Source organism: Conyzicola sp., assembly GCF_046714715.1.
GTDB lineage: Bacteria > Actinomycetota > Actinomycetes > Actinomycetales > Microbacteriaceae > Conyzicola.
Genome location: NZ_JBKKAD010000015.1, coordinates 1 through 12,763, shown reverse-complemented (window position 1 = coordinate 12,763; position 12,763 = coordinate 1). Strand labels below are relative to the sequence as shown.

The 12,763-nt window shown below is 67.0% G+C and carries 17 protein-coding genes and 1 rRNA gene; 3 read left to right on the top strand and 15 right to left on the bottom strand.

What is annotated here, in order from left to right; genetic code table 11:
• Positions 1-8: 8 nt before the first annotated feature.
• The gene (locus ACLQ6X_RS01480; RefSeq protein WP_411698388.1) at positions 9-500 is read left to right on the top strand and encodes a DUF5666 domain-containing protein; all 492 of its coding nucleotides are present in this window, start codon (positions 9-11) and stop codon (positions 498-500) included.
• Between the two features lie 87 nt (positions 501-587).
• Complete coding sequence (radA, locus tag ACLQ6X_RS01475) at positions 588-1,946, top strand: DNA repair protein RadA (protein ID WP_411698387.1); 1,359 nt, start codon at positions 588-590, stop codon at positions 1,944-1,946.
• Between the two features lie 75 nt (positions 1,947-2,021).
• Here radA and ACLQ6X_RS01470 read toward each other — a convergent pair whose 3' ends face one another.
• The 7 genes from ACLQ6X_RS01470 to ACLQ6X_RS01440 all read right to left on the bottom strand — a co-directional run bounded on the left by ACLQ6X_RS01470 (position 2,022) and on the right by ACLQ6X_RS01440 (position 5,404).
• Positions 2,022-2,228, bottom strand: a complete 207-nt coding sequence (locus tag ACLQ6X_RS01470; RefSeq protein WP_411698386.1) for a hypothetical protein — start codon at positions 2,226-2,228, stop codon at positions 2,022-2,024.
• Complete coding sequence (locus tag ACLQ6X_RS01465) at positions 2,221-2,379, bottom strand: hypothetical protein (protein ID WP_411698385.1); 159 nt, start codon at positions 2,377-2,379, stop codon at positions 2,221-2,223. Before ACLQ6X_RS01465 ends, ACLQ6X_RS01470 begins: the two co-directional genes overlap by 8 nt.
• Positions 2,376-2,636 (bottom strand): hypothetical protein, encoded by a 261-nt coding sequence (locus ACLQ6X_RS01460; protein ID WP_411698384.1) that lies wholly within the window; start codon positions 2,634-2,636, stop codon positions 2,376-2,378. Before ACLQ6X_RS01460 ends, ACLQ6X_RS01465 begins: the two co-directional genes overlap by 4 nt.
• Positions 2,637-2,665: 29 nt before the next feature.
• Entirely contained in the window at positions 2,666-2,851 is a 186-nt protein-coding gene (locus tag ACLQ6X_RS01455; RefSeq protein ID WP_411698383.1) for a hypothetical protein, read from the bottom strand.
• The gene (locus ACLQ6X_RS01450) at positions 2,851-4,035 is read right to left on the bottom strand and encodes an alcohol dehydrogenase catalytic domain-containing protein (RefSeq protein WP_411698382.1); all 1,185 of its coding nucleotides are present in this window, start codon (positions 4,033-4,035) and stop codon (positions 2,851-2,853) included. Before ACLQ6X_RS01450 ends, ACLQ6X_RS01455 begins: the two co-directional genes overlap by 1 nt.
• Entirely contained in the window at positions 4,032-4,424 is a 393-nt protein-coding gene (locus ACLQ6X_RS01445; protein WP_411698381.1) for a TraR/DksA family transcriptional regulator, read from the bottom strand. Before ACLQ6X_RS01445 ends, ACLQ6X_RS01450 begins: the two co-directional genes overlap by 4 nt.
• 89 nt (positions 4,425-4,513) lie before the next feature.
• Positions 4,514-5,404, bottom strand: coding sequence for an aminodeoxychorismate lyase (locus ACLQ6X_RS01440; protein WP_411698380.1), 891 nt, complete (start codon positions 5,402-5,404; stop codon positions 4,514-4,516).
• 37 nt (positions 5,405-5,441) lie between these two features.
• Between ACLQ6X_RS01440 and ACLQ6X_RS01435 the strand changes: the two genes are divergently transcribed.
• On the top strand, positions 5,442-5,651 hold the full coding sequence (locus ACLQ6X_RS01435; RefSeq protein WP_411698379.1) for a hypothetical protein: 210 nt from the start codon (positions 5,442-5,444) through the stop codon (positions 5,649-5,651).
• On the opposite strand, the gene ACLQ6X_RS01430 is transcribed toward ACLQ6X_RS01435, so the two are convergent.
• From ACLQ6X_RS01430 to rrf, 8 genes are all read right to left on the bottom strand, one after another.
• A complete protein-coding gene (locus ACLQ6X_RS01430) occupies positions 5,652-7,145 on the bottom strand; it encodes an MFS transporter (RefSeq protein WP_411698378.1) in 1,494 nt (497 codons plus the stop codon).
• A gap of 101 nt (positions 7,146-7,246) precedes the next feature.
• Positions 7,247-7,447: a hypothetical protein gene (locus ACLQ6X_RS01425; RefSeq protein ID WP_411698377.1), complete on the bottom strand. Its 201-nt coding sequence runs from the start codon at positions 7,445-7,447 to the stop codon at positions 7,247-7,249.
• 22 nt (positions 7,448-7,469) lie between these two features.
• Positions 7,470-8,246 carry a glycosyltransferase family A protein gene (locus ACLQ6X_RS01420; RefSeq protein ID WP_411698376.1) on the bottom strand — a complete coding sequence of 259 codons (777 nt, stop codon included), beginning with the start codon at positions 8,244-8,246 and terminating at the stop codon, positions 7,470-7,472.
• Positions 8,247-8,315: 69 nt separating this feature from the next.
• Positions 8,316-8,720 carry an SseB family protein gene (locus ACLQ6X_RS01415; protein ID WP_411698375.1) on the bottom strand — a complete coding sequence of 135 codons (405 nt, stop codon included), beginning with the start codon at positions 8,718-8,720 and terminating at the stop codon, positions 8,316-8,318.
• A gap of 3 nt (positions 8,721-8,723) precedes the next feature.
• On the bottom strand, positions 8,724-9,338 hold the full coding sequence (locus tag ACLQ6X_RS01410; RefSeq protein ID WP_411698374.1) for a hypothetical protein: 615 nt from the start codon (positions 9,336-9,338) through the stop codon (positions 8,724-8,726).
• Between the two features lie 63 nt (positions 9,339-9,401).
• Entirely contained in the window at positions 9,402-9,905 is a 504-nt protein-coding gene (locus tag ACLQ6X_RS01405) for an amino-acid N-acetyltransferase (RefSeq protein WP_411698373.1), read from the bottom strand.
• Between the two features lie 73 nt (positions 9,906-9,978).
• Positions 9,979-12,456: an ATP-dependent Clp protease ATP-binding subunit gene (locus ACLQ6X_RS01400; RefSeq protein ID WP_411698372.1), complete on the bottom strand. Its 2,478-nt coding sequence runs from the start codon at positions 12,454-12,456 to the stop codon at positions 9,979-9,981.
• A gap of 184 nt (positions 12,457-12,640) precedes the next feature.
• A 5S ribosomal RNA gene (gene rrf / locus ACLQ6X_RS01395) occupies positions 12,641-12,757 on the bottom strand.
• Positions 12,758-12,763: the final 6 nt, after the last annotated feature.

Below are 12,763 nucleotides of genomic sequence, written 5' to 3'. Positions count from 1 at the left end.
ATATCTCCATGACCACCACCACACCCACCCCCGCGAAAAAATCGGCCGCACGCTTCATCACCCCGGTCCTCGTGATCGTCGCCGCGCTCGGCATCGGCCTCTTCGGCGGAGTGCTCATCGGCCAGAGCACGGCCAGCAGCTCGCAGGCCGCGGGCGGCATGACCCGTCCCGACGGCGCGACCGGCGACGCACCCACCGGCGACTTCGCGGGCGGCGCCGGCGGCTTCACGTCGGGCACCGTCACCGCGGTCGACGGCGACACCGTCACGCTCGAGCTGACCGACGGCTCCACCGTCACCGTGACGACGACGGATGCCACGACTATCACCACAACGGAGGACAGCTCGGTCTCCGCTCTCGCCGAGGGCGACAGCCTTACGGTCGTCGGCGACGCGGACGACGACGGCAACGTCGCGGCCACCTCGATCTCCGAGGGCGCCACCGGCTTCGGCGGCGGCATGGGCGGCGGAACCCCTCCGACCGACTCCTCGTCGAACTAGTCCTCCCCGATGCGCGGGTCGTCCGAGTTTCGGGCGGCCCGCGCATCGCTGTCTGCCCGTGACGGTGGCCTCGCCTAGGCTGAGCGAATGGCCCGCGTCACCACCAATTTCCGCTGCACCGAGTGCGGCGCCTCCAGCATCAAATGGGTCGGCCGCTGCGGCGAGTGCCAGGCCTGGGGCACCGTCGTCGACCAGGCAGAGACCGTCGGTCTCGCGCCTCGCGGCGTCACCCCCGTCAAGATTCCGGATGCGCGAGGAGCCCGCCCGATCACCGAGATCGGCGCGGAATCGGTAGCCCACTGGCCGAGCGGCATCGCCGAATTCGACCGGGTACTGGGCGGCGGCATCGTCCCCGGCGCCGCCATCCTGCTCAGCGGCGAGCCGGGCGTCGGCAAATCCACACTGCTGCTCGAGGTCGCATCACGCGCGGCCGCCACCGGGCAGCGCGTGCTCTACGTGTCGGCCGAAGAGTCGGTGAGCCAGGTGCGCCTGCGCGCACAGCGCACGAACGCGCTGCAGCCCACCCTCTACCTCGCCGCCGAGACCGACCTCGCTACGATCCTCGGCCAGATCGACGCCGTCGAACCGCAACTCGTCATCGTCGACTCGGTGCAGACCGTGTCGTCGTCACTGTCGGAGGGACTCGCGGGCGGTCCGTCTCAGGTGCGGGAGGTGGCATCCACTCTTATCCGCGTCTCCAAAGACCGCAACCTTCCGGTGCTGCTCGTCGGCCACGTCACGAAAGACGGGTCGATCGCCGGCCCCCGCCTGCTCGAGCACCTCGTCGACGTCGTGCTGCAGTTCGAGGGCGACCGGCAGACGGCACTGCGCTTCGTGCGTTCGCACAAGAACCGCTTCGGTCCGACCGACGAGGTCGGCTGCTTCGAGATGACCGGCGACGGCATCGCCGAGGTCGCCGATCCGAGCGGGCTCTTCCTCTCCCGCGCGCGTCAGCCGGTGAGCGGCACGTGCGTCACGATCGCGGTAGAGGGCCGCCGGTCACTGCCCGTCGAGGTGCAGGCGCTCATCGTCAAGAGCAACGCCCCACAACCGCGCAGGGTGGTCAACGGCGTCGACGGCTCCCGCGTCGCGATGCTGCTCGCGGTGCTCGAGCGCCGTGCCGGATTCAAACTGTCGGAGGTCGACGTCTATGTCTCGACGGTGGGCGGCATCCGCGTCACCGAGCCCGGCGCCGACCTGGCGATCGCGCTGGCCATTGCGAGCGCCTTCAACGACAAGGCGTTCCCCATCACGCAGGCGGTGATCGGCGAGATCAGTCTCGCCGGCGAGATCCGCCCTGCGTCGTCGGCCAAGCAGCGCGTGGCCGAGGCCAAGCGACTCGGGTTCACAACGATCATCGACTCCGAGGCGATCCACCTGCGCGAGGCGCTGCGTCAGGCGTTCACCCGCTCGACCGTCGAGCGCGTCGAGGTGCCGCAGTTCTAGGCGGTTGAGCCGCTAAGCGGGTTGAGCCTGTCGAAACCCGAATGAGTGGTTTCGACAGGCTCAACCCGCATGCGACTACTGGTTGTTGTTGTCGCCCTCGGCCGAGGTGCCATCACGCTGGCCCTGGCTCGCCAGCGGCAGGTTCGGGGCTTCGCCCTCGTACCCGCCGCCCTCCGTGGCGTCGACCTCGTCGCTCGACTCCATGTCGGCCGCGGTGGCCACGCGGTTACCCTCGATCAGGGCGTCGGGGTTCTCGGCCTTACCGTTCGACGGGTCACTCATTGTCGTCTCCTACCGGCTCGGGGGCTCCGCCGGAGACGGTGTCTGACTGAGTCTCTTCCACGTCGACGGTCTCGTTCGGATCGGCGTTGGTGGCGTTCTCCATGTCTCCGTAGACCTTGTCGTCGGTTCCGGTGTCGTTCGAGTCGCTCATGAGTTCGATCCTGTCGGTTCGTTGATCGTCTTGGTGGATGTCGCGTTGACACTGTCGGCCGCGGCCGCGGTCAGGTCGTGGGCGACGGGTGCCTTATCTTCGACGAACTCGTCGACCTTCTTCACCGTCTTCTGCACCTCGGGGCGTTCCCAGAGGTCGTTGACCATCGACTTGATGCGCTCGAACTGTTTGCGCCCGGCGGCGCTTCCTACTACGTACCCGGCCGCGAAGCCGAGCATGATCCATCCTTTTGCCATGGTGTTTCTGCCTTTCTGTGGAGAGTTGCTTAGGGGAGTGCGGAGCCCGCGTCGGGCCGCACCTCGTCTTCGGTGAGCCCGTCGTCTTCGCCCTCGTTGAGGCGGGAACCTCCGGGGAGCGCCTCGGTGACTTCACCGCCCTCGGGGTTGAGGTCGGCGTCGGCTGGTACGCCGCCGTCTTCGTAGATCGCGTCGCTGTTGCTGGTGTCGCTCATCACTCTCCTGCCGGTTTGAGCACGACTTTGATGCAGCCGTCGTGCTTCTTTTGGAACGTCTCATACATTTCGGGGGCGCGCTCGATCGGCACGGAGTGCGTCACGAGGTCGGTCACACCGAGCGGGTCTGCCGGGTCTTCGACCAGGGGCATCAGGTCGTCGATCCAGTTCTTCACGTTGCACTGGCCCATGCGCAGGCTCACCTGCTTGTCGAACATGGTCTTGATCGGCAGCACGTCGGCCTCGCCCGAGTAGACACCGCTCAGCGAGACGGTTCCGCCCCGGCGCACGAGGTCGAGCGAGGCATACATCGCCGCGAGACGGTCGATGCCCGCGACATCCATGGCCTTGCGTGCGATCGCGTCCGGCAGGAAGCCCACCGCGGCCTGCGCGAAGCCGGCCACGGGGTTGCCGTGCGCCTCCATGCCGACGGCGTCGACCACCCCGTCGGGCCCGCGGCCCAGCGTGCGCTCTTTCAGTTCGGCCGTGGTGTCTGCGGTGAGGTCCCAGGTCTCGATGCCGTGGCGTTCGGCCATGGCGCGGCGTTCCGGCACGGGGTCGACCGCGAGCACCTCGTAGCCGAGGTGACGACCGACGCGGCTGACGAACTGGCCGACGGGACCGAGCCCCATGACCGCGAGCGTTCCGCCCTCGGGCACGTTCGCGTACTGCACCCCCTGCCACGCGGTCGGAAGGATGTCGCTGAGGAAGAGGTAGCGCTCGTCGGGCAGATCGGTTCCGACAGGGATGGTGTTGTAGTCGGCGAGGGGAACGCGCAGGTACTCGGCCTGACCGCCGGGCACCTGGCCGTAGAGCTTGGTGTAGCCGAAGAGAGCCGCACCCGACCCCTGCTCGCGAACCTGGGTGGTCTCGCACTGGCTCTGCAGGCCGCGCTGGCACATGAAGCACTGGCCGCAGGCGATGTTGAACGGCACGACCACGCGGTCGCCCACCTTCAACGAGGTGACGGAGTCGCCGATCTCGACGACGACACCCATCGATTCGTGGCCGAGGATGTCGCCCGCGTCGAGGAAGGGGCCGAGGAGTTCGTAGAGGTGCAGGTCGGAACCGCAGATGGCGGTCGAGGTGACCCGGATGATGGCGTCGGTCGGTTCGAGCATGATGGGGTCAGCGACGTTGTCGACGCTGACCTTGCGCTTGCCCTGCCAGGTGACGGCCTTCATCGACGCGCCTTGCTCGCGCAGGCGACACACTGCGTCGAGTAGGGGCGCGCCTCGAGTCTCGCGAAGGGAATCGTCTTGCCGCAGGTTGCGCAGCTGCCGAAGTCTCCGTCGTCGAGCCGCACGATGGCCTGCTCGATCTGCTCGAGGTGCTCGCGCGTCTGGCCGAGAATGGCAGCGGACTGCGAGCGTTCGAACGCGAGCGTCGGCCCCTCCGGGTCGTGCTCGTCGTCGGTCGCGCTGTCGGCCCGCGCGCCGGTGAACGAGTCGAGGTCGGCGACGAGTTGTGTCACCAGCGCCTCGGTCGAGTCACGGTCTGCGACGAGCATGTCGCGCATCGACTGTTGTTGTTCGCCCGTCAGCGCGGAAGTTCGTTCTGCAATCCCTGTCATGCGCCCAGTCCACACCCGACCGCCGACACGACCAACCCCTATCGCCACCCCCATCAATTTGATAGCGCGGCGCGGCGCGGTGGAGGACCTCAGTCCCGCAGCCCCAACAAATACTCATTCAGCCCGCCGGTGAATTCCGCGTCCACCGCGAACGGCTGCCCGTCGAGCTGGCGCACGGGGGCGGCGAGGCGCACGCTCGACACCAGCCACGCGCCATCCGCCCCTCGCAGTTGGTCCGGGGTGGCGAGCTCGAAGCCGGTGCTCAGGCCGAGGCTCTCTGCGTAGCGGAAGACGTTGGCCTGCGTGGTGCCGTCGAGGATGCCGAGGCCCGTGCCGGGCGTGAGCACCCTGTCGCCGACGCGGTAGATCACCGTCGACGTGGGGCCCTCCAGAACGAAGCCGTCGCTCGAGACGAAGATGACGTCGTCGGCGTCGCGGCGGTGCGCCTCACGCAGCACGGCCCGGTTGATGGCGTAGCTCAGCGTCTTCGCGCCGGCGAGCAGCCACGGCGAGGTCGACTCGACATCGTGCCGGTAGCCGCGGTCGAGCGTCACGACGCGGATGCCCTCGGTGCGCACGCGCGTGAAGTCGGACGTGTGCGTCGCGTAGACCCAGCCGGTCGGGCGTCCGTCGCCTTCAACGCCGCGGGTCAGCACCGTCTTCACCCACGACTCGGCGCCCGGCTGCAGCTCGTCGATGGCCGCGAGGATCGCCGCGCGCCAGACGTCGAGGTCGGGCGCGGGTAGTTCGAGCTTCGCGGCCGAGCCCGCGAACCGGCGCAGGTGGTGCTCGAGCGCCTGCGCGCGGCCGCTGCCTACGCTGATCGTCTCGAAGATGCCGTCACCCCGCGTGGCGCCGAGATCGAGCACGCTGAGCTGCGGCGTGGAGGGGTCGACGAACGCGAAGGGGGCGGCGTCGGCGACGTGCGGCGCGGCTTCGGCTGACGGTTGGTTGAGAATCGCGAGAACGTAGTGTGCCATTCGATCCATTCTGCCCCCAGAAGTGCGAGCATGAAGCATGTCCGACACCCAGAACGAGCCCATGCAAGACAGCAACAACGCGTCAAACAGCGACCGCCTCGCCGGAATCATCGGCCAGGTCAAGGCCGACATCTCGCTCAATCACGACGGCGACACGCGTGTTCTGCTCGAGCAGCGCCTGCACGACGCCGGCATCGAGCTCTCCCCGGCCGAGTTCGAGCTGACGCTCGCCGAGGTCTCCGACTAACTACTGGGTCGGGATGCTCGCGGTGTCGTAGGTGGGTCGGCGCTTCGGGATGAAGATGGCCACCACGACGCCCGCGACCGACACCGCCGCACCCAGGGCGAAACTCAGCTGGAACGCAGCGGTCGTCGGGATCGCGATGCCACCCGATTCCACGACCTGCGTCGACAGGATGACGCCGATGATGGTGGCGGCCACGGTGGAGCCGAGCGTGCGCATCACCGAGTTGAGCCCATTCGCAGCGGCGGTCTCGCTCGGCGGCACCGCGTTCATGATCAGGGTCGGCATCGCGGCGTAGGCGAATCCGACGCCGAGCCCCACGAACGTGGAGATCACGATGACGTGCCAGATCTCGTCGGTCAGGAAGATGCCGGCCGCGAAGGTCGCCGCGATGATCGAGCCGCCGAGGATGAGGCTCGTGCGCGGCCCTCGCGCGTTCGAGAGGCGTGCGGCCACGGGCGAGGTGAAGAACATCACCAGGCCGAGCGGCATGAGGCACAGGCTGGCGATCAGCAGCGGGAGGCCGAACGCGACACCGGTCGTGGCGGGCGCCTGCAGCAGCACCGGCAGCGCGGCCGAGGTGATGAAGAACGCGAAGCCCACGGTGATCGAGGTGAGGTTGGTAAGCAGAACCGGCCGGCGCGCGGCGACGCGCAGGTCGATGAGCGCGTGGGGGGTGCGCAGTTCGTAGAATCCCCACGCCAGAAGCACAACGACGCCGCCGATGAGGAGGCTCAGGATGCCCGGACTCGACCAGCCCCATTCGGTGCCCTTCGAGACGCCGAGCAGTATTCCGATGAGACCGATCCCCAGCCCGATCGCCCCGACGAAGTCGAACCTGCCCGCCGTGCGCAGCGTGCTCACGGGCACGATGCGTGCGACGAACACGAGCGCTACGGCGCTGAGGGCGGTCGCCAACCAGAACAGGTAGTGCCACGAGTAGTTCTGCGCGATCACCGCGGCGACCGGCAGGCCGATGGCGCCGCCGATACCCAGGGTCGCGCTGACCAGCGCGACGGCCGCGCCGAGGTTCTTCGGGTGGATAACGTCGCGCAGGATGCTGATGCCGAGCGCGATCACGCCGAGGCCGATTCCCTGTAGCGAACGGCCGACGATCATCGGGATCACCGAGTCGGAGAGGGCAGCGACCACCGAGCCCAGGGTCATGATCGCGAGCAGCACGATGACGATGCGGCGTTTGCCGTACATGTCGCCCAACCGTCCCGAGATGGGCGTGGAGATGGCGGCGGCGAGCAGGGTCGCCGTCAGCACCCACGAGGTGTCGGCCGGCACGCTGTCGAGCAGGGTAGGCAGGTCGGAGATGATGGGCGTGACGAGCGTCTGCATAAACGCGGCGATGAGCCCCGTGCCGGCGAGAACCGAAACGATCGTGCGGTCGCTGTAGACCCGGGTCAGGCGCCGTCGATCGCGCGCCGAGAGCGAGCCGCCGTCATCCGAGGGGTCGTCGATATTGTCGGATGGTGGGGACGTGGTCACGCTATGCCTCTCGAGGCCACCGTCGCCTGGGGAAGGTCACGCGGGGTCCGGGGGCGCTTCCACTCTATCTCCGCCCGACGCGGCACACCCGGTCGCTGCACTCAGAGTGTGAGCGGCTCCTCGTAGTCGTGCGTCTCGATGTCTGGAGACTCGCCGAACTCCGCCACGTCGCCCCCGGTGCCGTCGGGCACGAGGGTCTCGTCGTCGGAGTACTCCACGCCGAGGGTGTGCGGGTGGCCGACCGCGATCTCCGCCCGATCGACCGCGGGTGGTTCGTCACCAATCGGACTGAGCGGTGCCATGGCTTCCTCCTGAGGATCAGCTCTACGGTAGTAACGCCGCGGAGTCGCGGGTGAGAGGCGCGCGGACGGCGCCGCCGCGCTGGGCCCGCACGATGCTCGTGCGCCTGTGGATCCAGCCCGACCAGTTGAGGCCGATCGTCGCGACGCCGCGCCACGAGCGGATCGCGAACAGCCAGGCCGAATCGAACGGCCGGCCCGAGATCTGCATGCGCATGCCCTCGTCGTAGAGCACGACCATGCCCGGCTGCACTTGGAAACTCAGGTCGAGGTCGTCGTGCACCGTCGCGCTGTAGCGATGGAAGGTACCGCGCATAACCCGCCACGCGGTCGCCCGCAGCGCGAGGTTCGAGCCGAACAGCGGAGGGTGCCCGAGCATCAGCTCCATGCCCCGGAAATACCCGCCGAGGTACACCACTCGGCCGATCCAGCCCACGAATCTGGTCGTGTCGTTGAACTGCGCGGTCGCTGTCGCGGCGTCGAGGTCGGCATCGGCGTCGAACCGCTGCTCGATATGCTGCAGCCAGCCGGGGTCGGCGACCGAGTCGGCGTCGAGGCGCACGAGCAGGTCGCCGTGGGCCGCGTCGAAGCCGGCAGCGGATGCCGCGGCGATACCGCGCTGAGGCTCGACGACGATTCGTGCTCCGTGCTGGCGGGCCACCTCCGCGGAGTCGTCGGTCGAGCCGTTGTCGACCACCACGAGCTCGTCGGCCGGGCGCGACTGGGCGGCGAGAGCGGTCAGACACCGCCGCAGCATCTCGGCGTCGTTGTAGACGGGGATGACGACGGAGATGACACTCATGATTCGATCCACCCTAGGTGCGGCATTGGGTCATCGCACAGCCTTGACTCGGCGGTCAGGGCCTGCTGGTCAGACGTCGGTGGAGAGAACGAGCGCTTCGAGCACGTCTTCGGGTGCCGCCTGCATGGCGTGCGGACCGGCGACGTCGAACCAGATCGCCTCGAGCACCCCGATGTTCGTCTCGATGAAATCGCGCAGCGTGGCCCGGTCGTAGGCGAGCACCCGGTGGTCGGTCTCGTTCGGCAGCATCCGCACGTAGGTCTGGGCGGAGGAGAACAACAACAGCATGTACTTGTCGGCGTCGTCGCGGCGGAAGACGCGCACCTGGGCGGGGCCCTCGACGGGCAACAGCGGCACGATGACCTTGTCGTTGCGCAGAGCAAAGGCGACAGCCGCGGCATCCTGAGCCTTCAGGGCTGCCTCGAGTGCTTCGGACCGGAACTCGGGGTTGCGGGGTGTTGTCTTCTTAGCCATGGATCAGGAGAGGATGAACTGTTTCGTGTCGGTCGAGGTGACTCCGTTGATCGTGACCTCGAGGTGGTAGCTGGCGCCGCCGGCGGTGACGGACGGGCGCTGGGCCTCGGGGGCGCAGGTGTCGGCCGACGAGCGGGTGCGGTCCCACGGGAAGGGCGTCGTGGTGAGCGCGACACCGGGCTCGAGCACGCGGGGGTCGGCGACGGGTGCCGACTGGCAGTCCTTCGACGACCAGATCCTCTCCTCGCCGCTCGTGATCACGTACTCCTGCACGTCGGAGCCGGCGTTGAAGGTGCAGGCCGTGGTGCCGGTGTTGGTGATCGACAGCGAGAGCAGGGGCTGTTGGTCGGGTCCGTAGTCGCCGGCGTCGGTGATTGGGACGACCTCGACGACGCCTTCGGCGCACGCGGCGCCCGGTCCGGCATCGGTCGACGCGGCGGTGGCCGAACTGCTCGGCTTCGTTTCCGCCGCGCTCGACGCGGGTTTGTCGGGGCCGGGGCGGAAGGCGATGAGCGCGATCACGATGATGACGGCGAGCAGCCCGAGGATGACCACGAGCCGACGACGCCAGTAGACCGAGCTGGGCTGCGGTCCAACGGGGGTACGGAACGTCGACATGACGTAAGGGTAAGCCCCGTCGAGAGCTTGGCCCGGGTGATTGACCGGCGTGTGCGCGTGTCGTCAGGCGAGGATTTTGAGCATGCGCGTATTGCCGAGCGTGTTCGGCTTGACGCGAGAGAGATCGAGGAACTCGGCGACGCCCTCGTCAGACGAACGCGCGAGCTCGGCGAACACGTGCGGATCGACGACCCCCTCACCGGTGGGCAGGAAACCGTTGCGCTCGAAGAACGGCACCTCGAACGTCAGGCAGAACAGCCGGTGCACACCGAGCGCGAGGGCATCGCGCTCGAGCTGTTCGAGGATCGCCCGCCCGACGCCCTGCCCCAGCCACGCGGCATCCACCGCAAGGGTTCGCACCTCGGCCAGGTCGTCCCACATGACGTGCAGCGCGCCGCATCCGATCGGGGTCCCGTTCTCGTCTTCTGCGATACGGAACTCCTGCACCGCCTCGTAGAAGACGACACGGTCTTTGCCGAGCAGAATTCGCTGCTGCACGAGCGGTTCGACGAGGGCCTGGATGAAAGGCACGTCGGATGTTCGGGCCGGCCGCACAGAGAAACTCACGCCTTCGAGTCTAAGACTCCTAAAATGCCGAGCGAGCCTGCCCCAGAGAGGGACAGGCTCGCTCGGTCTGCGGTTACGCCTCGACGGCTACCGGCTCCGCCTCGTTCAGACCGGCCTGGCGGCTGGTCGTGAAGACGAAGACGTTGTCGATGAAGTCCACGTGTACGTGGTCTCCGGCGCCGAGCTCGCCGTGCAGGATCTTCTCGCTCAGGGCGTCTTCGATCTCGTGCTGCACAGCGCGGCGCAGCGGCCGAGCTCCCAGCGACGGGTCGAAGCCGACCTTGATGAGACGCTCCTTGGCGGGAACCGTGAGCTCCACCGAGAGGTCGCGGTCGAGCAGACGGTCGCTGAGACGCTTGAGGAACAGGTCGACGATCTGCAGCAGCTCTTCGGGGCTGAGCTGCGGGAACACGATCGTCTCGTCGACGCGGTTCAGGAACTCGGGCTTGAAGTGCTTCTTCAGTTCTTCGACGACCTTGCCGCGCATGCGGTCGTAACCGGTCGCGGTGTCGGTCGACGACGTGAAGCCGATCGGCGTTCCGGTGATGTCCTTCGTGCCGAGGTTCGTGGTCATGATGATCACGGTGTTCTTGAAGTCGACCACGCGACCCTGGCCATCGGTCAGACGTCCCTCTTCCAGAATCTGGAGGAGCGAGTTGAAGATGTCGGGGTGGGCCTTCTCGATCTCGTCGAACAGCACGACCGAGAACGGCTTGCGGCGCACCTTCTCGGTGAGCTGGCCGCCCTCTTCGAAGCCGACGAATCCGGGAGGAGCACCGAACAGTCGCGAGACCGTGTGCTTCTCTCCGTACTCGCTCATGTCGAGCGAGATCAGGGCGTTCTCGTCGTCGAAGAGGAATTCCGCGAGTGCCTTGGCGAGCTCGGTCTTACCGACACCCGTGGGGCCGGCGAAGATGAACGAGCCGCTCGGGCGCTTCGGGTCTTTGAGGCCGGCGCGGGTGCGTCGGATGGTCTTCGACAGAACCGAGATGGCCTCTTCCTGGCCGATGACGCGCATGTGCAGCGCCTTCTCCATAAAGATGAGGCGGCTCGACTCTTCCTCGGTCAGCTTGAAGACCGGGATGCCGGTGGCCTGGGCGAGAACCTCGGCGATGAGTCCTTCATCGACGGTTCCGCTGGCTCCGACGTCGCCGCTCTTCCACTGCTTCTCGAGGCGCAGACGCTCGCCGAGCAGCTTCTTCTCCTCGTCGCGCAGCGAGGCGGCCTTCTCGAAGTCTTGGTCTTCGATCGCGCCCTCCTTCTGTCCACGCACGACGGAGATCTTGTCGTCGAACTCGCGCAGCTCGGGCGGCGCCGACAAGATCGAGAGACGCAGGCGTGCGCCGGCCTCGTCGAGCAGGTCGATCGCCTTGTCGGGCAGGAAGCGGTCGCTCACGTACCGGTCGGCAAGGTTCGCGGCCGCCACGATCGCGCCGTCGGTGATCGACACCTTGTGGAACGCCTCGTACTTGTCGCGCAGTCCCTTGAGGATGTTGATGGTGTGGGGCAGCGAGGGCTCGTGAACCTGGACCGGCTGGAAGCGGCGCTCGAGAGCGGCGTCCTTCTCGAAGTGCTTGCGGTACTCGTCGAGCGTCGTCGCGCCGATCGTCTGCAGCTCTCCGCGTGCGAGGAGCGGCTTGAGAATGGATGCGGCGTCGATGGCGCCCTCCGCGGCTCCCGCCCCGACGAGCGTGTGGATCTCGTCGATGAAGACGATGATGTCTCCGCGCGTGCGGATCTCCTTCGTCACCTTCTTGAGGCGCTCTTCGAAGTCACCACGGTAACGGCTGCCGGCGATGAGCGAGCCGAGGTCGAGCGAGTAGAGCTGCTTGTCTTTCAGCGTCTCGGGAACATCGCCCTTGACGATGGCCTGGGCGAGACCCTCCACGACGGCCGTCTTGCCGACGCCGGGCTCACCGATGAGAACGGGGTTGTTCTTCGAGCGGCGGGAGAGGATCTGCATGACCCGCTCCATCTCCTTCTCGCGCCCGATGACCGGGTCGAGCTTTCCGTCGCGGGCGGCCTGCGTGAGGTTGCGTCCGAACTGATCGAGTACCTGCGAACCCTTGTCGGGTGCGGCGTCGTTCGCGCCCACGGCGACAGCCTCCTTGCCCTGATAACCAGAGAGAAGCTGGATCACCTGCTGGCGAACACGGTTGAGGTCGGCACCCAGCTTGACGAGCACCTGAGCTGCAACGCCTTCACCCTCGCGGATGAGGCCGAGCAGGATGTGCTCCGTACCGATGTAGTTGTGACCGAGCTGCAGCGCTTCGCGCAGGCTCAGCTCGAGAACCTTCTTCGCGCGGGGCGTGAAGGGGATGTGGCCGGTCGGCTGCTGCTGACCCTGGCCAATGATGTCTTGGACCTGCTCGCGCACTGCGTCGAGCGAGATGTTGAGCGACTCCAGAGCCTTGGCTGCGACGCCCTCACCCTCGTGGATGAGGCCGAGCAGGATGTGCTCTGTGCCGATGTAGTTGTGGTTGAGCATCTTGGCCTCTTCTTGGGCCAGGACTACGACTCGACGTGCTCGGTCGGTAAATCTTTCAAACATGTTTACTCCCTAAGCACCATGCAGGATTTGGTGCCGATATAGAGAGACTAGCCACCGGATGACACGTTTAAGGGGTCTGTTCGCCGTGGGCGTTACGCCTACGCCGACAGAGAAGTCGGCCGCTGTGACAGGCGCGTTAAAGCAGAATAGCCAGCCCCTAAGGGCTGGCTATTCTTCAAATTATGTCCGGCGGTGTCCTACTCTCCCACAAGGTCCCCCTTGCAGTACCATCGGCGCTGAGAGTCTTAGCTTCCGGGTTCGGAATGTGACCGGGCGTTTCCCTCTCGCTATGGCCGCCGAAACTCTT